Genomic DNA, 26,306 nt, shown 5'->3' with positions numbered 1-26,306 from the left:
GTATGCCAGAGCATGATCCGCACACTTATCTTTCGCGCCCGGCGCCCAATTCCCCTTGCACGGATGCTGGACAGCAGGGCGTCGTTTCAGCAGGGTTACACCACTGGGCCGATCGCGTCTCGTCCGCGCCGCGGCCGAAAGGCGCCCAGGCTCCGCTTCACCGGCCAGCCCCCGGTGAACCGGCACCACCTCAGTACCTGAGCCTGATCCTCGCGAGCAGCGGGAGCACCTCCGGTTCGTCGCCGCTCATCCCCGAAGACCGCTTGCCTCGTACGGCCCGTTTCCGGCCGTCGCCGCACAGCGGTCCCCTGCGACGCACCCGACCCTCCGCACCTACCCGGCCCTCCGCCGGCTGGCTCGCAACCCCGTGAACATGCGCGGGTGGACCCTTTGCGGGCGCCACCCGGGCTCGGCGATCCCATCGTCCGCGCCCGGCACGTGCAGAAATTCCCATCACATCCAGCTCCCCGCCCTTCCGGCCCCTGTCGCCGTGGCGGACCTCCCGTGGCGCTAGGAGAAGACATGCACCGCTTCGACTCCCCCGCTCGCCGGCTCACCCCGAGAGCACACCGCACCGCCCGCACCGGCCTCATCGCCGTGTGCGCCGCGCTCTCCCTCACCCTGACCGCCTGCGGTGGCAGCAAGAACGCCGCCACCGGCGCCAAGGACACCGGCAAGGCGGTGCCCGGCGACACCCTGACCGTCGCCGAGCAGCAGGCCCCGACCGCCCTCAACCCGGGCACCGCCGACCTCGGCTCCGTCGACTTCACGATGCTGTCGTACGAATCACTGTTCTACCTCTCCCCCGAGGGCAAGGTCGAGCCGGCTCTGGCGAAGTCCTGGAAGTACGTCGGCTCCGGCAACACGGAGCTGTCCATCACCCTGCGCCCGGGCGTGAAGTTCAGCGACGGGACGGCGGTGACCGCCGACGCGGTGAAGGCCTCGCTGGAGTACGCCAAGAAGGCGCAGGGCAACCAGGCCCACTACCTCACCGACGCGACCATCACCGCCACCGGCCCCCTGGCCCTGACCATCAAGCTGGCCAAGGCCAACCCGATCCTGCCCACGCTGTTGACTCAGTCGTACGGCATCGGCCAGATCATCAGCGCCAAGGGCCTGGCCGACGCGAAGAGCCTGACACCGACCAAGACCAGCCAAGGCGCGGGGCCGTACATCTACCAGCCCTCGGACAGCGTGGCCGGCGACCACTACACCTACACGGCCAACCCGGACTACTACGACAAGTCCAAGCAGCACTACAAGAAGATCGTGATCCGAATCGTGCAGAACGGCCAGACCGCGGTCAACGCCATGAAGACCGGCCAGATCGACGTCTACAAGGGCGACTACACCTCCGCCTCCTCCGCCAAGTCCGCCGGTATGTCGACCGTGGGCCTCCCGGTGATCCTCCAGGGCCTGAGCCTGATCGACCGCAAGGGCGAGGTCTCCAAGCCGCTCGGCGACGTCCGGGTCCGGCAGGCGATCAACTACGCGATCGACCGGGAAGCGGTCACCAAGGCCCTGCTGGGCTCCAGCGGAACGCCGACCGTGCAGACCGTGATCAAGGGCGGCGACGGCTACTCGGACGAGCTGGCGAAGGAATACCCCTACGATCCCGCGAAGGCCAAGCAGCTGCTCAAGGAGGCCGGCTACCCGGACGGCTTCACGCTGCCCGTCCTCGCCGCCACCTTCGTCGGCTTCGACACCATGGCGCAGGCGATCGCCGGCCAGCTGTCCAAGGTCGGCATCAAGGTGAAGGTCACCGCGGTCACCAGCATCACCTCGTTCGTGGAGAACCAGACCAACAAGAAGTACCCGGCCGTCTCCGGCGGGTTCACCGAGGAGCCGATGTACCTGGAGGGCCTGGACCTGTTCATGCCCGGCTCGAAGGTCTTCAACGGCTTTGGCAGCAGCGCTCCCGAACTGACCTCGCTGTTCAACAAGGCCGCCGCCGCCGAGCCCGCCGAGCGCGCCGAGCTCGACCAGCAGATGCAGGAGTACCTGGTGAAGAACGCCTGGTACGCCCCAGTCGCCTTCACCCCGGTCAACTACTACGTCCGTCCCGGCATCGGCGGTGTGAAGGTCAGCGCGGGCGCTCCCTTCGTCAGCCCGCTCGCCATCTACGCCACCAAGTAAGTGCTCCGGGCGGCCGCCGTACCTGACCACGGGGGCCGCCCGGCTCGAGAAAGGAGTGAGGTGAGATGCACAGGATCCTCTTCCGCTGGCTCGTCGGCGCGATCCCCGTGGTGTTCGGCGTGACCGTTCTGACCTTCGTCCTGACCAGCCTGGTCCCGGGCGACCCCGGCCGGACGATCCTCGGCGCGAACGCCAGTCCCGCCCAGGTGAAGGCACTGGACACCCAGCTCGGCCTCGACCATTCGCTGCCGGTGCGCTACTGGGACTGGCTGACCGCCGCCCTGCACGGCGACCTCGGCGACTCCATCACCTCCGGGGTTCCGGTGAGCGACCAGCTCACCTCACGCCTGGGCACCACCCTGTCGCTGATCGGCGGCGCGATTCTGGTCGCCGCGGTCGCCGGAGTCGCCCTCGGTGTCCTCAGCGCACTCAAGGGCGGCTGGCTCGGGCGCGCCGTGGACGGCATCGCGCTGGTCGGCCTCGCGGTGCCGAACTTCTGGTTCGGACTGGTCCTGATGACCGCGTTCGCCGTGCAGCTGCCGCTCTTCCCCGTCTCGGGCTACGTGCCGTTCACGGACTCCCCCGTGCAGTGGTTCGAGTCGCTGGTCCTGCCCGTCCTCACCCTCGGGGTGCCCGCCACCGCGCCGGTGGCCAAGCAGACCAGGGACGGTGTGCTGACCCAGCTCAACCGCGACTACGTCCGGGTGCTGCGCGCCCGGGGCATCCCCGAGCGCTCGGTGATCTTCCGGCACGTACTGCGCAACGCCGCGGCGCCCATCGTCACCGTCCTGGGCGTGGTCGTGGTGACCCTGTTCGGCGGCACCGTGCTCGCCGAGACCCTGTTCGTCATGCCGGGCCTCGGCGGCCTGGCCGTCACCGCCGCGCAGACGCAGGACATCCCGACGGTCCAGGGCGTCGCCCTCGTCTTCACGGTCACCGTGATGCTGATCAACCTCCTGATCGAAGTGGTGTACGCGATGCTCAATCCGAAGGTGCGGACATGAAGGCGCCGGCCACCGACCCCAAGACGGCGTCCGCGACCGGACGTGGAGACCGGTCGCCACGTGCTGCGCGGCGCGGTTTCATCGCCCGGCTGCTGCGCAAGCCCGCCGCGGCCGCCTCCGGCGGCTACCTGCTCCTCATCGTCCTGGTCACGGGGCTGGCGGGCCCGCTGGCCCCGTATGCCCCCGACGAGCAGGACCTGACCGCCGCTCTCCAGGGCCCCAGCGGCGCCCACCTGCTGGGCACGGGTGAGCTCGGCCGTGACGTGCTCAGCCGCCTGATGCACGGCGGGCAGATCACCCTGCTCGGTGTCCTGATCACCCTGGCCGTGTATCTGCCCCTCGGAGTCCCGGCCGGAATGATCGCGGGCTACAAGGGCGGCTGGTTCGACCGGCTCGTCCTCAAAACCGCCGACCTGATCTCCGCCGTCCCCGTCATCATCGTCCTGCTGGTGGTCCTGTCGGTCTTCACCAACAACGAGAGCGCGGCCATGGCCGCCAACGGCCTGCTCGGCGCGCCCCTCCTCGCCCGCGTGGTCCGCTCCGCGACGCTCGGTGTTAAGGAGGAGCTGTACGTCCGGGCGGCGGTGGCGGGCGGCATCCGTGACCGGGTCATCATCCGCAGGCACGTCCTGCCCCGTGTCACCGGCGTCGTCCTCGTCCAGGCCTCGGTGTTCGGCGCCTACGCCGTTCTCCTGGAGACCGGGCTCGGCTTCCTGGGCCTGGGCACCACCGAGGCCAGCTGGGGCAGCATGATCGCCGAGGCGTCCAAGAACATCGGCACCGACCCGTGGCTCCTGGTCCCCTCCGGCTTCATGATCATCAGCTTCATCCTGGCGCTCGGCCTGCTCAGCGACGGCCTGCGCGACACCCTCGCCGAACGCTACTCACCCCCGGCCGACAAGCCGCCGTCCCGCCGCATGGGCCGCCCGCGCGGAGCGACGTCCGAGCCGGTGCAGGCCGAAGTCCCGGACACCCCGAGGGAGATCGAGGAGCCCGACCCCGACGCACTGCTGTCGGTGCGCGGCCTGACGGTGTCCCTGCGCATCGAGGGCACGCCCACCGAGGTGATCCGGGACGTGTCGTTCGACCTACGGTCCGGTGAAGTGCTCGGCATCGTGGGCGAGACCGGCTGCGGCAAGACCGTCACCGCCACCTCCCTGCTGGGGATGCTGCCCGCGGGCGGCGAGATCTCCTCCGGCACCATCCTCTTCGAGGGCGCCGACCTCGCCCGCGCCGACGCCGCCGCGATGCGCCGCGTACGGGGCCGCCGTATCGGATGGATCTCCCAGGACCCCATCTCCAGCCTCGACCCGTCCTTCACGGCCGGCGCCCAGGTCGCGGAGGCCGTGCGTCTGCACACCGGCTGCTCCCGCAAGGAGGCCAGGCGGCGCACCCTGGAGCTCTTCGCGAAGGTACGGCTGCCCGACCCGGCCCGGGTCGCGGGCAGTTACCCGCACCAGCTCTCGGGCGGCATGGCCCAACGGGTCGGCATCGCCGCCGCGTTGGCGGGCGACCCCGCGCTGGTGATCGCCGACGAGCCGACCACCGCCCTCGACGTGACCGTACAGGCGGAGATCCTCGACCTGCTGCGCGACCTGCAGGCGGGCGGCACCTCCATCATCCTCATCACCCACGACTGGGGCGTGCTGGCCGACCTGTGCGACCGGGCCGTGGTGATGTACGCCGGCGAGGTCGTAGAGGAGGCGGAGGTCACCGACCTGGTCACCACGCCCGCGCACCCCTACACGGCGGGCCTGCTCGCCTCCGACCCCCACCACGCCCTGCCGGGCCAGCCGCTGCCCGCCGTCGAGGGCGCGGTGCCGCCCCCGACCCAGTGGCCCGTCGGCTGCCACTTCCAGAACCGCTGCCCACGGGTGACCGACGCCTGCAAGGAGAAGCCCGTCGTCATCTCCCATCTGGTCGAGCTGGAGCGGTCGACGCGGTGCATACGGCCGCTCGAACTGATCGGAGGAGAGGCGCATGAGTGAGCTTCTTCGGGTGCGCGGACTGGAAGTCACCTACCGCCGCTCCCGGCGGCGCGGCGGCGACGTCAACGCCGTCCGCGGCGTGGACCTGACCGTGGGCCGCGGCGAGACCGTAGGCCTGGTCGGCGAGTCCGGCTCCGGCAAGTCGACCATCGGCTCCGCCGTACTGGGCCTCGTCCCGGCGACCGGCGGCAGCGTCGAGTTCGACGGCGACGACATCACGCACAGCACCCGCGCGGACCGCCGGCTCCTGGCCCGCCGTATGCAGGTGGTCTTCCAGGACCCCTACGGGTCCATGAACCCCGCGCACACGGTCGGCGACACCCTCGCCGAAGCCCTGCGCCACAACCTGGGCCTGCCCCAGGAGAAGATCCACGAACGCGTCCTGCGCGCCCTGGACGACGTCGGCCTGCCGCCCGGCGCCGCCCACCGCTACCCGGCCGCCTTCTCCGGCGGACAACGCCAACGCATCGCCATCGCACGGGCGTTGGTCATGGAACCCGACTTCATCGTATGCGACGAAGCGGTCAGCGCCCTCGACCTGTCCGTACAGGCCCAGGTCCTCAACCTACTGGCCCGCCTCAAGCAGACCCGCGGCCTGAGCTACCTCTTCATCTCCCACGACCTGTCCGTGGTGCGCTATCTCAGCGACACCATCGTCGTCCTGTACGCCGGCCGGGTCGTCGAGCGCGGCCCGGCGAGCCTCGTCGCCGACCATCCCTCCCACCCCTACGCCCAGGCCCTGCTGGCCGCCGCCCCGGTTCCCGACCCGGTCGTCCAGCGGCGCCGCCAGGCCGAGCGGCGGCTCGCCGGCACGGCCACCCCCGCCACCGGGCGCGTCAGCACCGGCTGCGCCTTCGCCACCCGCTGCCCGTTCGCGCAGGAGAAGTGCTGGACCGACCAGCCCGACCTCGTGGACCACGACGGGGTCGCCGTCGCCTGCCACCGCCGCGACGAGATCGCCGCCGGCACCGCGGTGCCCCTGCAGACATCGGCCGGAGCCTCCTGACCGCCCCGCCGGCCCCGGCTCCTCCGCCACCCCCACCTCACAAGGAACTCGATGACCACCACCGCTCCCGCCTCCTTCGACATCACCGCACTCCTGCCCGACAGCGCGCACCTCATCGCCGGCGCATGGGTCCCGGCCCGCTCCAAGGCCGTGCTGGAAGTCATCAACCCGGCCACGGGCGCGGTGCTCGCCCGGGTGCCGCGCGGCACGGCCGAGGACATCGACGACGCCGTACGCGCCGCCGAGGCGGCGCTGCCCGCCTGGCGCGACACCAGCCCCGCCATTCGCGGTGAACTCCTTTACCGCTGGGCCGAGTTGGTCCGCAAGCACGACGACGACATCAACCGCCTCGAGGCGATGGAGGTCGGCCACCCGGTCGGCCCCTCCCCCATCGCGGCCCGCCTGACCTACCTCGCCGGCAAGGCCGACAAGGTCTTCGGCGACACCCTGCCCACCCGCTCCCCCAACCTGCTGGGCCTCACCCTGCGCGAGCCCTACGGCGTCATCGGCGCGATCATCCCGTGGAACGCGCCCGGCCCGATGACCGTGTTCAACACCGCCGCCCCGATCGCCGCCGGCAACACCGTCGTCCTCAAGCCGGCCGAGGACGCCCCGCTGACCGCCCTCTACCTGGCCCGTCTGGCCCAGGAGGCGGGTCTGCCGCCCGGCGTGCTCAACGTCGTCACCGGCTACGGCGCCGAGGCCGGCGCGGCCCTGCCCGCGCACCCCGGCATCCGCAAGATGAGCTTCACCGGCTCGCCCGCCACCGGCACCGCCGTGATGGAGGCCTGTGCCCGCAACCTCATACCGCTGCAACTGGAGTTGGGCGGCAAGTCCCCGCAGATCGTGCTGCCGGACGCCGACCTCACCAAGGCCGTCCCGGCGATCGTGCGCAGCATCGTCATGAACAGCGGCCAGGTCTGCGCGGCCGGTTCGCGTGTCCTGGTACACCCCTCGCTGCACGACCGGCTCGTGACGGAGGTCGCCGACGCGTTCCGCGCCGTGCGGGTCGGGTTGTGGGACCAGCCCGTCGACATGGGGCCGCTCATCAACGCCCGCCAGGAGAAGCGGGTGCTGGACTACCTGGCCATCGGCCGCGAGGAGGGCGCCGAAGTCGTCGTCGGTGGCGGGAAGCTGACCGGGGCTCCGTACGAGGACGGGTACTTCGTCGAGCCGACCCTCTTCGACCGGGTGCGGCCCGAGATGCGCATCGCCCAGGAGGAGATCTTCGGTCCTGTCCTGTCGGTGCTGACCTATGAGGACGAGGAGGAGGCCGTCGCCATCGCCAACGGCACACGCTACGGCCTGACCGCGACCGTCTGGACCCAGGACGTCGGGCGGGCGGTGCGGCTGGCCCGGCGGGTCCAGGCCGGTCAGATCGCCGTCAACACCCTTGGCGACGGCGGGCCCGCCGGGGCGATCGGGGCGCCCTTCGGCGGCTACAAGCACAGCGGCTTCGGCCGGTCCATGGGACCCGACTATCTGGAGGACTGGACGCAGGTGAAGTGCGTGGTCATCAACGCCGGATGAGTTCCGCGGCGTCGGCCACGGGCCACGAGCACCCGTGGACTGCCGGGCCACACAGAGACGGGAACACCGTATGACTCCGTTGGACCTGCAACGCCGCGCGTTATGCATGGGGTTGGGAGCCGGGACCGTGGGAGCCGCTCCGGCCGTGAGCGGTCAACGCACGGCGAACGTGGCCAAGTCCGCCGACGCCGGGTACCTCTTCGTCGGCGGCCGGCCGGGGACGAGCCGCGTGAGGGGGTTGTGGCCGCAGCACGTCGGCCGGCGGGCCGGGAAGATCACTCCTGTCGGGCGGATCGGTGGCGAGTTCGACTGCGGGCCTCTCCCGGCAAGTGGCGTCGGACGTATCCTCACCGGCCGCGTCGATTCCTCGGACGGGGAGCCGACCGCGGCCGCCGTCCACAACTCGTCCGGCTCTTCACGGCCTCTTCCGGGCTCGAAGCACGGCCTGGGCAGCGACGGCACCCGTGACCACGTTTCCAGTTTCGAGATCGACCAGCACACCGGCAGACCACAGCCGCCAGCGTCAACTTCTACCAAGGCCAGGTGATCACCATGACCGTTTCCGGATCGAACACGAGGCCACGACGCCTCGGGCGCGGGCCGCTCGCCAGACTCCCGGCGACGCTGCTGCTGTCGGCCGCCCTCCTCGCGGGCGGGACAGCCGTGGCGGGCGGAGAGAGCTTCGCGGACACGCCGGCCACCGACACCACGGCCGACCCCACCACGTCCTGCCCCTCCGTCACCGGCACCCAGTCCGCCACACCGACCGCCGGCTGGACCTCCCAACAGGCCGCCCAGGCCTTCGCCACCGAGAAACTGGCCGCGTCACCGCGCACGTCCCGCTGGGTGAGCCTGCCCTTCCACGGGCAGACCATGCGAGCGTGGGCGGACTACCCGATCGGCAAGAGGAACGCACCCGTCGTCCTCGTCCTGCACGAAGTGTTCGGGCTGACCGACTCCACCCGCAACACCGCCGACAAGATCGCCGCGATGGGCTACATCGCCATCACGCCCGACATGATCTCGGGTCTAGGACCCGACGGCGGCGGTGACGCGCGCACCCTCACCGGCACCGGCGGCGGAACCTCCGACTTGGTCACGGCCGTCCCCGACGAAGAGGTCAGCGCCCGCATCGGCGCCTGGGTGAACTACGCCGAACACCTGCCGCGTTCCACCGGCCAGACCGACATCGTCGGACTCTCCTGGGGCGGCGGGGCGGCGTTCCGGTACGCCGCGACGGGCACGAGGTCGGTCGACTCGGTGTTCGTGTTCTACGACGTCGGCCCGCCCGCCGTGACCCAGGGCTGCCACCGCACCGAGGGCCTCACCGACTATCCCGTCGACAAGATCGCGGTTCCGGTCCACGGGTTCTACGGCGAGACCGACACCCGCGTGATGACCAGTCTCCCCGCCACCACCGAGGCGATGTCAGCCGCCGGGAAGTACTACGACCCCGTCGTCTACGCCGGCGCGGACCACGCCTTCATGCGCCTGGGTGAGGATCCGTCCGACACGAATGCCGCGAACTCCGCGGCGGAGCGGGCCAGTCTGAAGCGCCTCAAGAAGGAGATACGGCAGTCCTTCGCCCGCTGAACCTGGTCATCACCCCTGCTCGGGCGGCGGGATCCGCGGTGACTCCGATGGACAACTCCCCTGGTCGCGCGGGGTGATGACAATGCACGGCCATGCAGGCCCTCGCTTGCGACAGGCCGTCCCGGCAGCCACGAAGCTGTGAACCAGTCAAACACCCGACAATATTGTTGACATTATTGCCAACAAAAATCTAGCCTGAACGCCACAGTCACCCACCCGCAATCAAGCAACGGTCGGCCGTGCCGGGCCCGATGCCACTTGTCGAGCAGGCCCGCAGCACCATGGGGCGCCGCCGACCGAGAAGGGCCTTCCTGACCATGAAGCGCAGGACTGTCATATCCGGGCTCGCCGCAGCGGCGGCCGTGCCGGCCGTCACCACCCTCTCGGCCACCCCGGCGAAGGCCGCCCCATCGGCCGGCAGCACCACGGCCGCCGCCAAGACGTCCAGTTCGGGAGACTCGGTGTCGTTGAAGTTCGACAAGGACGCCTACTCGGTCCTGACGACCACGATCACGACCGGCAGCGGCGACCACTCGGTGACATACCACTTCTACAAGGCCGTCACCTACGTGGCGAAGCCGGTCGACCATTACTACCAGAGCATGAACATCAGCGTCCCCGTCGAGATCGACGGCACAGCCGTGGACGCCTGCAACGCACCGATCATGCTGGCCAACATCATGGGCGGCTACACCTCCTCCTTCGTCACCGACGCCACCGGCATCGGCGCCACCGGGACGCCGGGTGCGACGCCCACGGGCGACACCTACCAGGTCCCCGGCACGCCGACCCCGATCGGCGGCGGCGCGGGGGTGGCAACGGAGCGGGCCAGGGCGCCACCGCCTCGCAGAACAACGCGCTGTACGCGCTGGCGCACGGCTGGGTCGTGGTCGAGCCCGGCGTGCGCGGCCGGGACAACGTGAACACCGCCGGTGTCTACTTCGGCAAGGCACCGGACTGCATCGTCGACCTCAAGGCCGCGGTGCGCTACCTGCGCCACAACAAGCACCGCATCCCCGGCAACACCGACTGGATCGTCTCCGGCGGCGGCAGCGCAGGCGCGGCACTCTCCTCCCTGCTCGGCGCCTCCGGAGACAGCCCCCTCTACCACCGCTACCTCAAGGAGATCGGCGCGGCCGACGAGAGTGACGCCGTCTTCGCCACCACCGCCTACTCCCCCATCACCGACCTCGACCACGCCGACATGGCCTACGAGTGGATGTTCGGCACCCTCCCCCTCGCCAGCGGCGCCAAGGCCACCGAGCCCTACTCCACAGAGCTCACGGACGCCTACACCGACTACCAGCAGTCCCTGCACCTGCGCGGTATCGAGGGCTTCGGCCGTCTCAGCGCCGACAACTACGCCGACTACATGGTCAACGTCTACCTCCAGCCCTCGGCCACCGCCTACCTCACCGCCCTGCCGGACGCCGACCGCGCCACCTACCTCGCCAACAACACCTTCATCAACTGGTCCGACGGCCAGGCCACCTTCACCTGGGACGGCTTCCTCTCCCACATCGGCAAGCGGATGAAGAACGCCCCCTCCTTCGACACCCTCGACGCCAGCGCCTTCGAGAACCAGGAATTCGGCGACGCGACCACCAACGCCCGCCACTTCACCCTCTACAGCCTGCGCACCGCCACCGGCAACGACACCGCGCAACTCGACGCCGACCTGCCCGAGAAGATCAGGCTGATGAACCCGATGTACTTCCTCGGGCAGCGCAACCCCCACCGCTCCCGGCACTGGTGGCTGCGCACCGGTGCGCTCGACACCAACACCTCGCACAACATCGTCCTCAACCTCGCCGCCAAGCTCGACAACCTGGGCGACGACGTCGACTCCTACCTCTACTGGGACGGCGGCCACGCCGTGAACCAAGACGCCGACGCCATGATCGCCTGGATCAACAACCTCACCGGCCACCGCCCCGCCTAGCCTCCCGACGTTCATCTACCTAAGGAGCCTCACTCACGTGAAGACATCACGCCGTGGCTTTATCGGCCTGGCGCTGGCCTTGGCGCCCGCCACATCCTTCACATCGATGTCGTCGGCCGCTTCCGCCGCGCCCCGTCGGGTTTCCGGCACCACGACGAAGACGGTCGACGCGGACGGAGTCACGGGCATCACCGACACGTCCAACGACACTCTCTTCAGCAGCGGAAACGCCGAACAGGGGGTAGCGGACCTGATCGCGGCAGGCGCGGTGAAGGTCAACGACGTGCCCGTGCCCACCGTCACAACCACCGGCGGGTACAGCGCGGACCGGCTGGACATCAACGGCGGCAGCGGGCTGTGGAAGAACGCGGACGGCACGTGGTCGTACAACGTCCAGGTGCTGCTGCAGGGATCGAACGAGAGCTACGCGACCGCTGTCGTCGACTTCGTCAACGCCGTCACGCTGATGCGTGGGATCAGCTACCGGCTCACCCTCGTGGACGACGTGGTCACGGCGATCGACGCGACCGTCAAGGACGCCGCTTTCGCGAACAAGGTGAACAGGGGCCGTCATGTAACGACCTTCGACATCGTGGGGCGCGGCGACGGGAGCACCGACAAACCCGATCCGTCCACGATCAGCTTCCCGAACACGAACGTCGAGGGCCGTCCGCAGAGCCAGGACATCGTTCTGTACTGGAAGGACGCCGCGGGATGGCATCTGGAGCGCGCGGCCAGCAAGAACGTGGTCCTCGATGTGAGCGTCGATGCGTCGGGGAACTGGACGGAGTCGGTGAACGGAGCCGCGTTCACCGACTCGCGCCTGACCCTGCAGTACTCGGCGCCCTGGAACAGGCCCACGCAGCCGTTCCGGGCCATGCACTGGATGGGCGAGAACGACGTGAACGCCACCCAGTGGTTCGCCACTCCCGGCGTCACCGTCGGCTTCTCGCGCGGAGCGGGTGCTAGGTCCGAGCTCGCAACGGCGGTCACGAAGGCGGCGGACGCCCTCAGCACCATCGCGGTGTCCAGCGCCGGAGACGGTTCCGACGTGGCCGAGGGAAAGCTGTGGGTCTCCGGGGCCTACCACGAGATCTTCACCCGGGCAGTCACGGACGCGCGGACCGAACTCGACGACCACCGCGCGACGAACGACAAGTACCAAGGCGCGCTCTACCGTCTCGCCCAGGCCTACGGCGGCCAGACCGGAGACAGGTTCAGCTGGCTGGAGAACACCTATTTCGGCAGTGGTGACGACTACGGCTTCGGGACGCCGTTCGACACCGGATACAACGGGACCGGGTTCTGGACATTCGCCCAGACACACCTCGGGACCGGTACGGCAGATTAGAAAAGCAGGTCGGTCGGGCCCGGACGCGTGTGGTCGGCGACGGCGGCCGCCCTCCGCGGGTACTCACCTCGGCGGCAGGGAGCAGACGAGCTTCCCACGCACATGACGGCCGGCCAGCTCGGTGAGGGCCGCCGGGGCGTCCTCGATGGCGCGGGTCCTGGCCAGCATCGGGTCCAGGCGGCCGTCCGCGACCAGCGTCAGCAATTCGCCGAGCATCGTGGACAGGTCAGCGCGGGCTCGACCGTCACCGCGGCTGTAGGCGGCGCCGAGGGCGATCTCGTGGACGGACGGCGCTTGGTGAACGGGGCCACCGCGGACAGCTCCGGCCGTTCGGCGACGGCTGCCAGCCCGCCGCCATGCACCGTCAGGGCCAGATTGGCCTCGGCCGACTCCCTGCCCACGGTGTCGACCACCGCGTCCACGCCCCGCTTCGCGGTCAGTTAACGCACCCGGGCCGTCACGTCCTCGGCGCGGTAGTCGACGACCTCGTGTGCTCCCAGCTTCCGGACGTGTTCGGCGTTGTGCGCGGAGGCGGTGGCGATGACCCGCGCGCCCGCCCGGGCTGCCAGCTGGACGGCGAAGCCGCCGACCCCGCCCGCGCCCGCGGTGACCAGCACGGTGTCGCCCTCCGCGACGCGCAGACGCCGTACCACCGCCTGGTACGCCGTCATGCCAGCACAGGGCAGGGCGGCGGCCGTGGCCAGGTCCAGCCCGTCGGGCACCACGGCGAGAGTCGAGGCGTCGGCGAGGGTGAACTCCGCGAGGCCGCCGGGGCGGCGCAGGTCGCCGTGCCCCGCGCCCCTCTGACCGGGGCTCAGACCCTTCACTTCGTCGCCGACCGCGTCGACGGTGCCGGCCACGTCCAGCCCGAGGACGTGCCGACAGACCCAGTCGGGATGACCGCCAGCCGCGACCTGGTAGTCGACCCGATTGAGGCCGCACGCGGCCACCCGGACACCAACCTCTCCCGGGCCGGGTTCGGGGACCGGCAGGTCGGCCGGGCGAAGCGTGTCGGGGGTGCCGGGGCGGTCCAGGACCAGGGCACGCATGGTGTAGCGCGAGCCAGCCGACGTCGTGACGCAGCTACTCATCCCGGACCTGGTCGTACCTGCGTGCGAGCTGATCAGCGCAGTGCACCCCACACTCGAACCTGCCGAAGCTGCCCGACTGGGGTCCGCGATCCTCTCGATCCGGCCGGCCGCTTCTCACCACGAGCAGGGTGGGGTGGAGCAGCCCCGGTACCGAAGGCTCGTCAGCGCGCTCTCCGCAGAGCACCTGGCTTGATGACCCAGCCAGGCCGCTGCTCCGGTTTCCCGGAACCAAACGCGGAACCCGCCGACTCGACGACCTCACCCACGCCTGCCGCACCTGGCTCCAACCCGTCTGACCAGCAATAGGAGCATCAACGCCCCGCGATCCTGATCCCGCTCCTGATCGGCGTGCGTTACCCCGCTCGGGTGAGAAGTCACCGCCCAGTTCGCCGTCGACTCCGCGGAACCCACCGCGACCGCGTCGACCAGATCCTCAACCTGCTGCCGTGCGAAGGGCATGTTCTGGCTTTCGGCGCGATCACGGCGGTGCTGCGGCGTCCTGGCTCAAGGAGCCGTGGGTCGCGGGGAGGCGGGCGGCCGGACGGGCACGCAGCGGAGTCGCGGAGACCAGCCCACCGGGATCGGAAGGCTGCGGGTCGACGGGACGGCGGCCGAACGCACTGCCGGGTTCCGCCGTCCGGGATGCTGTGGCAGGGCGGGGCCGATCGGCTTTTACTGGAAGGTAAGGATCACCAGAACAGGTGACCGAATCGTTTCATAAAGGCAGGAGGTCGTGCCATGGACCCGCCTCTGCGAGAGCGCGACCTACCGCACCTGGTGGTCGACCGCCCGGACCGGCTGCGCGGCCGGGTCTTCGTCCTCGACGACCAGCCGATGCTGGTCGGGCGGGACTCCGACTGCCAGATCCAGGTGGGCGATCCGGGCGTCAGTCGACGGCACGCGGTGGTGTGGCGGGCCTCGGGCCGGACCACCGTCGAGGATCTCGCCTCCACCAACGGCACCATGCTGAACGGTCACCCGGTGTACGGGCAGCAGGTGCTCCACTCGGGCGACGTGCTGGATTTTGGGCCCTTGGAGGTGCATTACGAAGAGCTGCGCCCCACCGACCGGACCGTTCAGGCCCCCAAGCTCGGAGTCGGCGGCACCTCGGACACCATGCCTGGCTGGGGCCCCGCCCGTGAGCCCGGGCCCACGCCTTACGGCGCTCCCGCCGCAGGGCCGCCACCCTCCGCCCCGCCGGGCCGCTCGGCACCGCGCGAGACCAGCCGTACACCGCCCGGCGCCGAGCGGCGGTTCGACATCGGGGCTCAGCAGGCCGACCGGCTGAGCAACGTCGCCGGGAACCAGTACAACTACGTTCAGCAGGCGCAGCGCGAGAGCTTTTTCAAGGAGATCGCCGCGACCCGTACCAGGGCACGACACCTGATCATGCTCGGCTTCCTGCTCTTTGTGGTCGGTGGCGGGATCTACGGCTGGGTGATCATCCGATTCATTGCCAGGACCAACGACGATATTTCGTCGGGGAGTTCGAACTTCGGCTCCTCCTCGGAGCTGCTCGGACCGAAGGTGGCCGGAGTGTCCGCAGGAGCGGTCGGGTTCGCGATGGCGGCCATCGGGACGGTTCTGACGGTCATCGGGATCGTTCTGCACATCGTGACGACGTCCCGGCGCCGCCGCTTCGAGGATGCCGAGCGGCAGGCGTCCTGGCGGCAGCGGTGAGGAGATGAGGAGCCATGGCCTTCAACATCGGCAACCAGCAGGGTGGCGTGGTCAACAACGTCGCCGGGAACCAGACCGTTCACGGTGGCCAGTCGGCCGTCTTCACGGCGGGCGGGCAGGAGGTGCGCGGTCTGGTCCGGGAACTGAGGGCGTCGATCGAGCGGACGGCGTTGCCGCCAGCAATCGAGCCGGAGGTTCGGGCCGAGTTGGACTCGCTGGACGAGGAGGTCGCCCGGCCTGAGCCGGACCGTGAGGCAGTGGCGGGCCGCCTCGGCCGGATCACCCGGCTGCTGTCCTCGGCGGGTGCGCTGGCCACGGCCGGCACCGGGCTGATCGGGCCGATCGGAGCACTCGCGGGCTGGCTCGGCACACTCGGCCAGCCGATCTTGCGGGCGATCGCAGGGTGACGGGAGGAGGCTGACGGAGAGGGCCTTGACCCCGGATGTTGGACCAGCGCCATGCGGGTCGGACAAGACCCAGCCTCAGCCGCTCACCACGGGGATCCCCATCTGCCACCGCCGTCCCGGCGCCCCCGGTGGAGAAGCCGCTGCAGGGTTCCCGCAGCCTCCTCTCGCTCTCCAGCATTCCCAGCACCGACGCCACCGCGCACCCCTCGGTCATGCAGCGGACACAAGACGCCGTATACCGCCCTCACTCTGAGCGAAATGATGCCTGACCTGCAGAAACCAAGGAATGAGGTTCGGTTGAGAGACTGCTTGCAATGTCGCGGTCGCCCACCGTCCGCAATGGATCCCATCGAACCCGGCGGCGGTAACGCCGGTACGGCCGAAAGATCCGAACCGATACGGGGAATCAGGCCGCGACGAGTTCCTGCTCGCGGACCGGCGTTTCGGCGTTGGGCTTCTTGTTCGGCAGCGAGAGGCGGAAGACCTTGTGCCACGCGGAGAACACCTGCTTGGGCAGCGGCCCGGTGACGTAGTCCAGCTCGTACTTCTCGAACAGCGCGCGCACCTTCACCGCGACCTCGGCGTAGCGGTTGCTCGGCAGGTCCGGGAACAGGTGGTGCTCGATCTGGTGCGAGAGGTTGCCGGTCATGAAGTGCATGGCCCTGCTGCCGCTGATGTTCGCCGAGCCCATCATCTGGCGCAGGTACCACTGACCGCGTGTCTCGCCCGTGATCGACCGGCGCTCGAAGACCTGTACGCCCTCGGGGAAGTGCCCGCACATGATCACCGAGTGAGACCAGATGTTGCGGACCAGGTTCGCGGTGAACGTGGCGGCGAGCGTCGGGAGGAACGACGGGCCCGACAGCAGCGGGTGGATCACGTAGTCCTTGAGTACCTGCTTGCGGATCTTGCGCCCGACGGCCTTGGCCCTCGCGCGGAACTCCGGGTTCTTGCGGCGGCGCTTGCGCAGGTTTTTGCCGAGTTCCAGGTCGTACGCCGCGATGCCGTACTCGAAGAAGCAGGCGTTGATGAAGTTCCACAGCGGCTGGCCGAGGTGGAAGGGGTGCCACTTCTGGTCCTCGTCGACGCGCATGATGCCGTAGCCGAGGTCGTTGTCCTTGCCGATCACGTTGGTGTACGTGTGGTGCAGCTCGTTGTGCGAGTGCTTCCACTGGTCGGCGGGCGAGACGTGATCCCACTCCCAGGTGGTGGAGTGGATCTTCGGGTCCCGCATCCAGTCCCACTGGCCGTGCAGGATGTTGTGGCCGATCTCCATGTTGTCCATGATCTTCGCCACGGACAGGCCGGCGGTGCCGATCACCCACGCGGGCGGGAAGATCGAGAACAGCAGCACGGCCCTGCTGGCCAGCTCAAGCTTGCGCTGCGCTCCGATGACCTTGCGGATGTAGGCGGCGTCCTTCTCGCCGCGGCCGGCGATCACCTCGTCGCGGATCGCGTCCAGCTCGCGGCCGAGTTCCTCGATCTGCTCGGCGGTCAGGTGGGCGGTGGGGTCGATGGCGGTCAAGGTGCTCCTACCGTTCGATGTCGCAGGGGCCCGCCGCGGCGGACACGCAGGTCTGGATGAGGACGCCCGGCTCGGCCTCGGTGATCTCGCCGGTGCGCAGGTCGCGGACGGCGCCCGCCTTGAGCGGCGTGACGCAGCCGAAGCAGATGCCCATGCGGCACCCGGGGGGCATGAGCACGCCGGCTTCCTCGCCGACGTCCAGCAACGGCGTGGCGCCGTCCGCGTCGACGGTCTTGCCGGTGGCGCTGAACGTGACCTCGCCGCCGTCGCCGGTGGCGACGATGCCGGGGCGGAAGCGTTCGGTGTGCAGACGCTCCGGGACGCCGTGCTCGCTCCAGTGCTTTTCGGCGGCGTCGAGCAGGCCCGCGGGCCCGCAGGCCCAGGTCTCGCGCTCGGCCCAGTCGGGCACGAGTTCGTCGAGACGGGTGATATCGAGCATGCCGTCGGTGTCGGTGTGGAGCTCGGTGAGCCGCAGTTTCTTGTCCGCGACCAGGTCGTGAAGTTCGTTGCGGAAGATCACGTCGTGCGGCTGTGGCGCGGAGTGGATCATGACGACGTCGTCGAACTCGGTGTCGCGCAGCATGCCCATCACGGGTGTGATGCCGCTGCCGGCCGTCAGGTAGAGCACCTTGGCGGGCTTGGCCTTGGGCAGTACGAAGTCACCGGTCGCCTGGTCGAGGTGGATCAGCGTGCCCGGTTTCGCCCTGCGGACCAGGTGGTTGCTGACCTTGCCGTCCGGGATCGCCTTCACGGTGATCGTGACGCGGCCGTCCGGGCGGTTTGCCGGTGAGGTGACCGAGTAGGCACGCCACAGGCGCACCCCGTCGACGTCGACGCCGATCCGCACGTACTGACCGGCCGTGTGGCCGCGCCAGCCCCGTCCCGGCCTGATCACGATGGTCGCGGCGTCGCCCGTCTCGGGGTGCACGGCCTCGATGCGTCCACGCAGGTCGGCGCCCGCGCGTAGCGGGCTGACCAGGTCGAGGTAGTCCGACGGCAGCAGTGGCGTCGTGACCATCTCCAGCAGTTTCCACGCCCTGCTGCGGAGGGCTGTACTCGTCATGACTCCAGCTTGCTGTGCCTGGAAGGGTAAAGTCCTGACCGCAGGACGTGAATTCAGTCGATTGAATTGTTCGCAGGGAACAAAGACGTGAGCCATGCAATGCGGAGGGTCAGCGAGCTGGCCCTGGATGAGACGACGGTCACGGCACTTCGGGCCGCGCTGAAGAGCACCGCCGACGAGGTCGTCCAGGCGATCATCGATGAGGTCCCTCCTTACGCAGGCGCCCTCTCGGGCAGCATGGGCGGCACCATCCGCCGAGCCGTCCGCACCGCTCTGGGGCACTACCTGGACCTCGCGAGCGGGAACGCCACAGGCGGCGACGCCAGCGACGCGGCCTACGAGCTGGGCCGCGGCGAGGTCCGGGACGGCCGTTCGATGGACGCCCTGCTCAGCGCCTACCGGGTCGGCGCCCGCGTGGCCTGGCGATGCCTGGCAGCGGGTGCCGTACCCGCGGGTCTGCCCGCCGCCGAGGTCGCCAAGTTCGCCGAGCTGACCTTCGCCTACATCGACGAGCTCTCCGCCGCGAGCGCCGCGGGCCACGCCGACGAACTGGCCGCCCGGGGCCGGGCCCACGAGCGCCACTTGGAACACCTCGCTCGCGACCTCCTCGCCGGCGCCAGCCCGGACGTGCTGCTTGTCTCGGCGCAGCGGGCCGGGTGGCAGCCTCCGGTTTCGCTGACCGCGGTGCTGCTGCCCGCCGCCCAGGCCCGGCCCGCCTACCGCGCGCTCGACCCGGGCACCCTCGTCCTCGACGATCTGCCGGACGCCTTGGGCGTGCTGCTCGTCCCCGATGCCGACCGCTCACATCTCTTGCGGCAGCTCACCGGACGCACCGCCGTGGTCGGCCCGGCCCGGCCATGGACTCGTGCGTCCGCCTCATACGCGCGAGCCGTCCGCGCGCGCTCCCTCTCCTCCGACATCCGCGACACCGAGGACCATCTGGCCGAGCTGGTGCTGAGCGCGGACATGGATGCGTTCGCCGACCTGCGTGCCCGAGCCCTCGCACCGTTGCGGACCTTGCCTGTGGCGACCGCGCGGCGGCTGGAGGAGACGTTGCGGGCGTGGCTGCTGCATCAAGGCAGGCGGGACGAGGTGGCGGCGGCGTTGTTCGTCCATCCCCAGACCGTCCGGTACCGGATGTCGCAGCTACGGGAGCTGTTTCCGGATCTCGCGTCGCCGCACCGGGTCCTTGAACTGACGCTGGCGGTCGGGCTTCAGGTCAGCTGACGCGTACTTGGACCGTCCAGGGCCTCGTCCGCGAGCGGTCCAGGAATCGTGCCGGGTCCTCGGTGCGCCCACGCTGTTCCTACCTGGCATTGGGGGGAGGATCAGATCTTCCAGGAACGCAGCTGCTCGACGACGGCGGGAACGCCCGGACGCTGGAATGCCGATCGAGTCGAGCCGTTCAGACGCGAACGAGAACGGGCTCCGATCTGACCCGGGCGACCGTCACGGCGTACAGGAGCAGACCGGCGGTGGTGAGGACGAAGCCCGCCCAGACGGTGGACAGGGTTCCCAGCCGGCGTCGAGGGCGACCGCGCTGCCGATCGCGCCAAGACTGTTGGCCAAGTTGAGGACGGCCGTCAGTCGACCTGGTCGGCTTCCATGACAGTTTCTCGGTGTACACATCGCCGAGCAGCGGGCCGATGACCGTCGTGTCACCGAGCACCACGCCAGCGGTGGCCACTGCCCGTCCACCCACCCCCGTACGGACCGCGCGGCGATGAGGACGGGCACGCTGTTGGCCGGGCCGATGGTCTCGGCGAGCCTGTACGTCGTCACGACCCGGCTCGGATGCCCGGGCCGCCGAGATCTCCCACGATCGTCGGCATCACGCTCGACGCGATCGTCCGCACCCATGGCCGACAGCAGTCCCAGCAGGATCATCGTGGACACGTGTTCCTCCGGGCCCGGAACATGGGACTGGGCTGGGACCGGGCTGGGCCCCGGCACCACGATCAACAGTGCCGGTTGCCGAGCGTGTCCGACCTCCTGTCGCGAGTGAGCCGCGCTCACGCGGTGACGACAGCCGTTGCGACGTGTACGGCGGTCAGGAGCGAGGCGCCCGCGATCATCGTCCACTTCCGGGTGGCGGCTCCGATGACGGCGTCGCCCACCTGGGCCGCGGCGGCCGCGCACAGGACGAGCGAGACGGCCGGACCCGACCACGCGAGCGGTGCCATGAGGGCCGCCACCCCCAGTGGCACTCCCCGGGTCGCGTACATCCAGCCGTAGAAGCGTTCCCCGGCGGTCGGCGTACCGCTCTCACTGAGCGCCGCCGGGCGTATTCCTCCCACCAGGGCGAAACCGATACCGGCGACCGCGGCGACAGAGTTGGCCCCCAGAAGGAGATTCACGAGGCGTACTCGGCCGACGGTTCGGTGCCGTACTTCGTCCAGACCCCTGCGACGGCGTCGTGCGACAACGGCTGCCCGGACTCGACCATCGCCTTGAGGTCGCGGAAGTACTGCACGTACAGGTCCGGAGTGAAGGTGTTGAGCATGACCGCCGTTTCATCACTCACGTTGGCGAAGGTGTGCGGTGCGCCCGGCGGGACCATGACCCACGTGCCGGCTCCGGCGTCGTGGTCGTCCTGCCCGACGGTGAACCGCACGCTGCCCGAAAGTATGTAGAAGCCCTCGTCGTGCTGTGCATGGCGGTGCTGCGGAGGGCCGGCGGTGTGCGGCGGGATGGTGATCTCACCCATCCCCAGACGGTGCTCGGTGTTGCTGCCGTCCTCGAGGATCCGGATCGTCGACGGGCCATTGACGATGAGCTCGCCCTCGCCGGGACCCGTGATCGACACCTTGGCCATGAAGTCTCCCTGGATTTGGTGGGGTTGCCAACGCCAGGACCCTATGGTCGATCCGAACACCCATGCAAGTCGACTCTCAAAAAAATAGTTGACTCTCATTCGGTGGTCTCGCCCGATATGCTTTCGGTCGGCGCGGAAGGATGATCATGGTCGAGCGGAGTCGCCCGAAAGGGCTCAGTAACCAGATGGAACGCACCAGGTCGGCGATCGTCAGGGCGGCCCGCGATCTCGCCGACACCGGAGCGGAGATCACGATGCCGGCAGTCGCGGCCGAGGCGCGGGTCTCCGAAGCGACCGCCTATCGCTACTTCCCCGACCTCCTCTCACTCCTGCGCGCCGCCGTGATGTCGGAAGATCTGGTCGCGGTCCTGCGATCGGCGACAGGCAGCGACGATCCGGTCGAACGGATCGGTCAGGCCGCGGAGATCCTCGGCCGGGCAGTACTGCGCAGGCAGGGTGCCGTCCGGGTGGTTGTCGCCTCGGCCATCGCGAAACCTTCGGCGTCCAAGGACCGTCCCGCCCACCGCTTCGGACTCATCGAGCACGCTCTGGCCCCGTGGGCCGACATGTGCGGCTCCGCGCAGCGCGCGGGCGTGGAACAACTGGTCCGCGGCCTCGCCCTTGTGATCAGCGCCGAGTCGCTGTTCGCGCTGATCGACCTCTGCGGCCTGACCCCCGACGACGCCATCGCCAGCCTCGCGACCACCGCACGGCAGATGACCGCAGCGGCAGTCGCGGCCACCCCCACGGGACCTGCCACCGGCTGAACCGCCGAATGCCGACTGTGCTTGCTGCACGAGAGGCATTGCGCAGGCCTGGCGCATCGGGTCGGCCCGGATCGCGTGAGGCATCCGGCGGACAGGGATATCGGTCAGGCGGGGCGCCGTCGGCGTCTCCCCGACACGGACACGCGGGTACGACGAGACAGGCACTCTCACCTGGAAAGTGCCCGCCCGTCACCTGGCCCAAATCGCCAGACCCTGCAGTTTCTCCGCCGCACCGGCCCCCGCAATCCGCCGGCCCCCCAGCGGAACCGCCGCATCCACACCAAATCACCTCGCGCCACCCGGTGAGGAAGAGCGATTGCGGAGGCCGAACTGTCGCTGAAAGTTCGCGAGTTGCTCTAGGGGTTCGCCGGGAAACCGGCCATTCTCCAGCCGGTACCGGCCACTCCGGCAACCCTCGCCCCAGCACGTCGCTCCTACTCTCGCGGGACCATTTCCAGGCTGTTGACCGCGGCCTGCGTCGCATTTCGGGGGATGCCATGTTGACGTTCCATTTCACCGGCGCGGACATCGCCCGCGTTCGGGTGGCGAGCAGACCGGATCCGTTGTGGGAGCTGCTGCTCAGTCTGCATCTGGTCGGGGGAGACGACGGCGCGGTCGTCTTCGGCCCGTGGAAGAGGCAGGTGCGGTCGCGGCTCTCCGCTCCCGTCCATATGCTCTTCGACCTCGCCCCGCCCCGGGGCTACTCGGCCGACTTCCTGACCCCGGCCCCCGGTGGGGACGGGGTGGAGGCGGGACTCGACGCTCTTCTGTCCACCCCGCGCCGAGTGCTGCGCCGGGACGTCGGAAGGCTGGCCGCCGCCCAGCGACCCGGCACCTGGATCCGGTCCCTGGCCGAGGGGGACCTCGGCACCCTGCGCCGCCTCGGCGGGATCCTGCGCGCATACTTCGCCGTCGCCCTGCGGCCGCACTGGACCCGGGTGCGAACGGCCTTCGACCGGGATCGTGAGCTGCGGATGCGAGCCGTGACGGACGGGGGCGTCGAGGGCATGCTGGCCACTCTGCACCCGGATCTGCGCTGGCGGTCCGGTCTGCTCACCATGGCCGGCGCCTGCGACCGCGACATCCACCTCGACGGGCGGGGCCTGCTCCTGCTGCCGTCGTTCTTCTGCTGGCGCGCTCCGATCACCCTGCGCGATCCCGGTCTGCCTCCGGTGATCGTGTACCCGATAGCCCACGACCTGGGCTGGGCGCAGCCGCAGGCCGAGCTGCTCCGCGATCCGCAGGAGGCCCTGCGTACCCTCCTGGGCCGGACCCGCGCCGATCTGCTCGTCGCCCTCACCACGAGCGGTGGGTCGACCGGGGAGCTCGCCCAGCGGCTCATTGTCTCCCCCGCCTCGGTGTCGCAGCACACCGCCGCTCTGCGTGACTCCGGGCTGATCGTCACCCAGCGCCGCGGACCGGCCGTCCATCACAGTGCGACCCCGTTGGGGCAGGCACTGGTGGACGGCCGGCGCGGTATTCCACCGGTCATGTCCGGGTGACGCGGCCCTGATCAGGCACCCAGGGTGAACACTCCCGCGCCCTGCCCCGGAGCCTGGCTCCACCCCTTGATCCGCAGGGCGAGGCCGCGGAGCCGGGGGTCACCGGGGCGTACGGCGATCTGGAAGTGCGCCGCGTGCGGCCGGCGCAGGCGGCCGCCCCAGGCCACCACTCCCCCGCATTCCTGGACGATGTCCCGCACCACGGCCAGCTGTTGGGGGAACAGCACGCCGGTCGCGGCCAGGGGGTAGGCGGCCGGGCGTATCTCGACGGCCGTGCCGGAGGCGTAATTGGTGGTGTGTCCCGTCAGCCCCGCGGCGGGGCGGTGACCGGCGAGTTCGTGGCGGGCCACCTCCTCGACCTCGTAGTGGAATCTGCGGATGACGTGGACGAGCACCGTGGAGACGTCTCCCTCCAGCAGCGCGACGGAGGCCGGGGTGCCCGGCACCGGCAGGGTGCTGATGCCGGTGGTGGTGACGGGCCATCCGTTGGCGCTCGTGGTACCGGCCGCGGCCGAGGCGGGGGTGGCCGTGGGCAGGGAGATGCCGGCCGCCACCGCCCCTGCGAGTCCGGTGAGCAGCAGGGTCCGCCGGGGCAGGCCTCTGCCGCCCGGTCTGTCCGTGTCTCTGATCTGCATGCCGGTTCCCCCTTCAGCCGCGCACGACTGCGTTGTAGGCCTCGAAGATGTTGTAGAGGTCGCGCGCTCGGCGGCCGTACTCGTCCGCGCCGTTGTACAAGGAGAGCACGTTGACGATGTCGGCGTCGGAGTAGCTCAGCCGGTCGGCGGTGATGCCGTCGATGGCAGCGGACCAGATGTGGATCAGCGGGACGGTGCTCACGTTGTAGTCGTCGTCGTTGCGCAGCTGGTCCCAGACCGCCCGGCGTGCCCGCCAGTCCTCCGTGTCCTGGATCGGGGCCGAGATCACGTCCGCGCGGATGCAGTGGTTACGGGCCTTGATCGCGGTCCTGCCGAAGATCTGGGCGACGCCCGTGCTGGAGTCGTCCCTGATCACGGTCGGCGGGGTGGGCGGTGACCCGACGGGGTTCTGCTCCCAGGCGGCCTGCGCGTCCTTCCAGTTGTAATAGGCGTCGACCAGTACGTCCACGGCCTCGTCGGTGAAGTCGGCCTGGTACTCCCAGAAGACCACGGCCTGGATGAGCGACTTGCGCATCCGGAAGGAGCGGGCGAGACCTGTGATCAGCGCGTCCATGTCGAGGACCTTGGCGATGCATTCCTCGGCGCTGCGGGCCCGGTACCAGTCGTCGTGGCCATTGGCCACGATGTAGGCAACGAGACCCGAGGTCAGGCCACTTCGCAGGCTCATGTCGAAGGGGACGTCCAACGCGGTGTCCGGCCCCCGTGGCGTGAACTGGGTCTGCCCGGTGTCGCGCCCGGACGCGACATCCTTGTCGATCTCGATGAACCCGGTGCCCGATCCCACCGTGATCGTCGCGATCTGGTCGAAGGCCCAGTCCTTCGGCAGCGGGAAGCCCAGGTTGCCGCTGTAGCCGGTCGACATGTCCGACACGAAACTGGCCACCGTCAGACCGGCCTTGGCGAGCCGGCTGCAGATGTTGCGGGGCGCGTAGACACCGACGCGGTACTCGCTGCCGTAGGCGGCCATACGGCCCGCCAGTCCGCGGAAGTGCGGGATGACCCGGCTGGTGATCTCCTCGTCGACGGCGTCGTAGTCGACGGAGAAGTAGATGGTGGTCCCGGCACGGAAGCCGTGCCCGCGGGCCGCCTCCAGGGCCGCCAGGGCGTCCGCGGCGCCCTGCTGCGCGTTGAAGTACTCCGGATCGCCGCCGTTGGTCTGGTAGATCGGGAAGACCGAGAGGCCGCCCGCGACGATGTTGGCGAGTTCACCGGGCTGGATCTTCTTGTTCTTCGGGTTCGTGACGTTCGCGTTGGTCAGGTACCGCCCCACCGTGGTGTATCCGGCGGCGCGCAGCGCCTGGGCGCGGGCCGGGGTGATCTCGGTGATGCAGTCGGCTGCGGTGCCGGGCCGGCTCGGGTCACCGGTGCTGACCAGCAGCGAGGCCCAGGTGCGGAAGTCCGCGGTGCCGGTGGTGGGCAGCAGTTGGGCGAAGTGCTGGAAGTCCACGACGGTGCTGAGCAGTTCCCCGGAGTAGAGGCCGTCGAACGCGACGTCCCAGCCGTTGAACCGCATCGCCGCTTGGAACAGGTGCACGAACTGCTTGGCGCCGTCGGCCGAGCCGAGGCCGAGCAGCGCCTGCGTCCTGATGCCGTCCTGAGTGCCGGGGCCGAAACGGCCGTTGGCGACGTCGTCGCTCATGCCGATCTCGTACTGGAGGGCGAAGACCAGCGCCTTTTGCACGTCCCGGGAGAAGTTCCCGTCGGCCGGGCAGATGAAGAACTCCCGTCGCTGGACGTACCGCCCGTTGAGCCACTGCTGGATCTGGCGTACCTGCTCGGTGCCGTTGCCCACCCGCACGTACGGGTCCATCGTGAGGAGCGCCTTGAACACCTTCGGCTGCAGCCCGCTGCCCGGACAGGCCCCGCTCACGCCCATGTCGGACTTGAGTTCGGCGACCGAGTCCGCGGTCCTGCCGTTGTAGGTGCCGTCTATGCCGCCGCCGTCGTAGCCCTTGCAGTACAGGCCCGACTGGATGATCCGGTAGACGTTGCCGTGCCGGGTCAGGTCGTCGATCTGCGGTCCGAACCGGGACTGGAGCGTGCTCAGCGTCGTCGGACCGAAGGTGTCCGACAGCGAGGTGATGCCCAGCTCGTACTGGAGCGCCCGGGTCAGCGCGTACATCACCGACCAGCTGGTGCGCCCGTTCACCTCCACCTTCGGGATGCCGGACACGTTGTAGGAGTTGATGAACCGCTGCGCGAGCTCCACCATCTCGTCGGCCATGTGCGCCTCTTCTCGGTGTGGTGGGG

21 protein-coding genes are annotated in these 26,306 nt (G+C 69.7%); 13 read left to right on the top strand and 8 right to left on the bottom strand.

The annotated features are described in order from the left end of the window. Positions 1 to 522: 522 nt before the first annotated feature. The 8 genes from ACQEWB_RS49340 to ACQEWB_RS49305 all read left to right on the top strand — a co-directional run bounded on the left by ACQEWB_RS49340 (position 523) and on the right by ACQEWB_RS49305 (position 12,550). On the top strand, positions 523 to 2,136 hold the full coding sequence (locus tag ACQEWB_RS49340; RefSeq protein WP_432843448.1) for an ABC transporter substrate-binding protein: 1,614 nt from the start codon (positions 523 to 525) through the stop codon (positions 2,134 to 2,136). 65 nt (positions 2,137 to 2,201) lie between these two features. After that, positions 2,202 to 3,140: an ABC transporter permease gene (locus ACQEWB_RS49335; protein WP_432843446.1), complete on the top strand. Its 939-nt coding sequence runs from the start codon at positions 2,202 to 2,204 to the stop codon at positions 3,138 to 3,140. Further along, a complete protein-coding gene (locus ACQEWB_RS49330; RefSeq protein ID WP_432843444.1) occupies positions 3,137 to 5,128 on the top strand; it encodes a dipeptide/oligopeptide/nickel ABC transporter permease/ATP-binding protein in 1,992 nt (663 codons plus the stop codon). The genes ACQEWB_RS49335 and ACQEWB_RS49330 overlap by 4 nt, the downstream gene beginning before the upstream one ends. Next, positions 5,121 to 6,134, top strand: a complete 1,014-nt coding sequence (locus ACQEWB_RS49325) for an oligopeptide/dipeptide ABC transporter ATP-binding protein (protein WP_432843442.1) — start codon at positions 5,121 to 5,123, stop codon at positions 6,132 to 6,134. The genes ACQEWB_RS49330 and ACQEWB_RS49325 overlap by 8 nt, the downstream gene beginning before the upstream one ends. Positions 6,135 to 6,185: 51 nt before the next feature. Continuing rightward, on the top strand, positions 6,186 to 7,664 hold the full coding sequence (locus ACQEWB_RS49320) for an aldehyde dehydrogenase family protein (protein ID WP_432843440.1): 1,479 nt from the start codon (positions 6,186 to 6,188) through the stop codon (positions 7,662 to 7,664). A 552-nt stretch (positions 7,665 to 8,216) separates the two neighbouring features. After that, positions 8,217 to 9,257 carry a dienelactone hydrolase family protein gene (locus ACQEWB_RS49315; protein WP_432843438.1) on the top strand — a complete coding sequence of 347 codons (1,041 nt, stop codon included), beginning with the start codon at positions 8,217 to 8,219 and terminating at the stop codon, positions 9,255 to 9,257. Positions 9,258 to 9,594: 337 nt separating this feature from the next. Continuing rightward, on the top strand, positions 9,595 to 11,199 hold the full coding sequence (locus ACQEWB_RS49310; protein ID WP_432844404.1) for a subtype B tannase: 1,605 nt from the start codon (positions 9,595 to 9,597) through the stop codon (positions 11,197 to 11,199). Between the two features lie 106 nt (positions 11,200 to 11,305). Further along, a complete protein-coding gene (locus tag ACQEWB_RS49305) occupies positions 11,306 to 12,550 on the top strand; it encodes a hypothetical protein (RefSeq protein WP_432843436.1) in 1,245 nt (414 codons plus the stop codon). A gap of 63 nt (positions 12,551 to 12,613) precedes the next feature. On the opposite strand, the gene ACQEWB_RS49300 is transcribed toward ACQEWB_RS49305, so the two are convergent. Beyond that, complete coding sequence (locus ACQEWB_RS49300) at positions 12,614 to 12,766, bottom strand: zinc-binding dehydrogenase (protein ID WP_432843434.1); 153 nt, start codon at positions 12,764 to 12,766, stop codon at positions 12,614 to 12,616. Between the two features lie 224 nt (positions 12,767 to 12,990). Further along, positions 12,991 to 13,641: an alcohol dehydrogenase catalytic domain-containing protein gene (locus ACQEWB_RS49295; RefSeq protein ID WP_432843432.1), complete on the bottom strand. Its 651-nt coding sequence runs from the start codon at positions 13,639 to 13,641 to the stop codon at positions 12,991 to 12,993. A gap of 738 nt (positions 13,642 to 14,379) precedes the next feature. Here ACQEWB_RS49295 and ACQEWB_RS49290 point away from each other — a divergent pair. Together ACQEWB_RS49290 and ACQEWB_RS49285 are read left to right on the top strand one after the other, a co-directional pair. Beyond that, on the top strand, positions 14,380 to 15,321 hold the full coding sequence (locus ACQEWB_RS49290) for an FHA domain-containing protein (RefSeq protein ID WP_432843430.1): 942 nt from the start codon (positions 14,380 to 14,382) through the stop codon (positions 15,319 to 15,321). Between the two features lie 14 nt (positions 15,322 to 15,335). Beyond that, positions 15,336 to 15,728: a hypothetical protein gene (locus ACQEWB_RS49285; protein WP_432843428.1), complete on the top strand. Its 393-nt coding sequence runs from the start codon at positions 15,336 to 15,338 to the stop codon at positions 15,726 to 15,728. A 406-nt stretch (positions 15,729 to 16,134) separates the two neighbouring features. Here the strand turns inward: ACQEWB_RS49285 and ACQEWB_RS49280 are convergent, their stop codons facing one another. Beyond that, on the bottom strand, positions 16,135 to 17,253 hold the full coding sequence (locus tag ACQEWB_RS49280; RefSeq protein ID WP_432843426.1) for a fatty acid desaturase family protein: 1,119 nt from the start codon (positions 17,251 to 17,253) through the stop codon (positions 16,135 to 16,137). A 7-nt stretch (positions 17,254 to 17,260) separates the two neighbouring features. Further along, the gene (locus tag ACQEWB_RS49275; protein ID WP_432843424.1) at positions 17,261 to 18,316 is read right to left on the bottom strand and encodes a ferredoxin reductase; all 1,056 of its coding nucleotides are present in this window, start codon (positions 18,314 to 18,316) and stop codon (positions 17,261 to 17,263) included. 87 nt (positions 18,317 to 18,403) lie between these two features. Here ACQEWB_RS49275 and ACQEWB_RS49270 point away from each other — a divergent pair, with 87 nt between their 5' ends. After that, a complete protein-coding gene (locus ACQEWB_RS49270; protein ID WP_432843422.1) occupies positions 18,404 to 19,543 on the top strand; it encodes a PucR family transcriptional regulator in 1,140 nt (379 codons plus the stop codon). 785 nt (positions 19,544 to 20,328) lie between these two features. On the opposite strand, the gene ACQEWB_RS49265 is transcribed toward ACQEWB_RS49270, so the two are convergent. Continuing rightward, on the bottom strand, positions 20,329 to 20,673 hold the full coding sequence (locus ACQEWB_RS49265; RefSeq protein WP_432843420.1) for a hypothetical protein: 345 nt from the start codon (positions 20,671 to 20,673) through the stop codon (positions 20,329 to 20,331). Next, positions 20,670 to 21,131: a cupin domain-containing protein gene (locus ACQEWB_RS49260; RefSeq protein WP_432843418.1), complete on the bottom strand. Its 462-nt coding sequence runs from the start codon at positions 21,129 to 21,131 to the stop codon at positions 20,670 to 20,672. Before ACQEWB_RS49260 ends, ACQEWB_RS49265 begins: the two co-directional genes overlap by 4 nt. Before the next feature lie 185 nt (positions 21,132 to 21,316). Here ACQEWB_RS49260 and ACQEWB_RS49255 point away from each other — a divergent pair, with 185 nt between their 5' ends. Together ACQEWB_RS49255 and ACQEWB_RS49250 are read left to right on the top strand one after the other, a co-directional pair. Further along, complete coding sequence (locus ACQEWB_RS49255) at positions 21,317 to 21,898, top strand: TetR/AcrR family transcriptional regulator (protein ID WP_432843416.1); 582 nt, start codon at positions 21,317 to 21,319, stop codon at positions 21,896 to 21,898. 497 nt (positions 21,899 to 22,395) lie between these two features. Further along, complete coding sequence (locus ACQEWB_RS49250) at positions 22,396 to 23,400, top strand: ArsR/SmtB family transcription factor (RefSeq protein WP_432843414.1); 1,005 nt, start codon at positions 22,396 to 22,398, stop codon at positions 23,398 to 23,400. Positions 23,401 to 23,411: 11 nt separating this feature from the next. Here the strand turns inward: ACQEWB_RS49250 and ACQEWB_RS49245 are convergent, their stop codons facing one another. Continuing rightward, on the bottom strand, positions 23,412 to 24,035 hold the full coding sequence (locus tag ACQEWB_RS49245; RefSeq protein ID WP_432843412.1) for a hypothetical protein: 624 nt from the start codon (positions 24,033 to 24,035) through the stop codon (positions 23,412 to 23,414). A gap of 13 nt (positions 24,036 to 24,048) precedes the next feature. Continuing rightward, entirely contained in the window at positions 24,049 to 26,280 is a 2,232-nt protein-coding gene (locus ACQEWB_RS49240) for a glycoside hydrolase domain-containing protein (RefSeq protein WP_432843410.1), read from the bottom strand. Positions 26,281 to 26,306: the final 26 nt, after the last annotated feature.

Origin of the sequence: Streptomyces sp. CA-249302 (genome assembly GCF_050936785.1) — a bacterium.
Lineage (GTDB): Bacteria > Actinomycetota > Actinomycetes > Streptomycetales > Streptomycetaceae > Streptomyces.
Note: the sequence above shows the minus strand (reverse complement) of the source record. Positions and strands in the feature narration are given on the sequence as shown.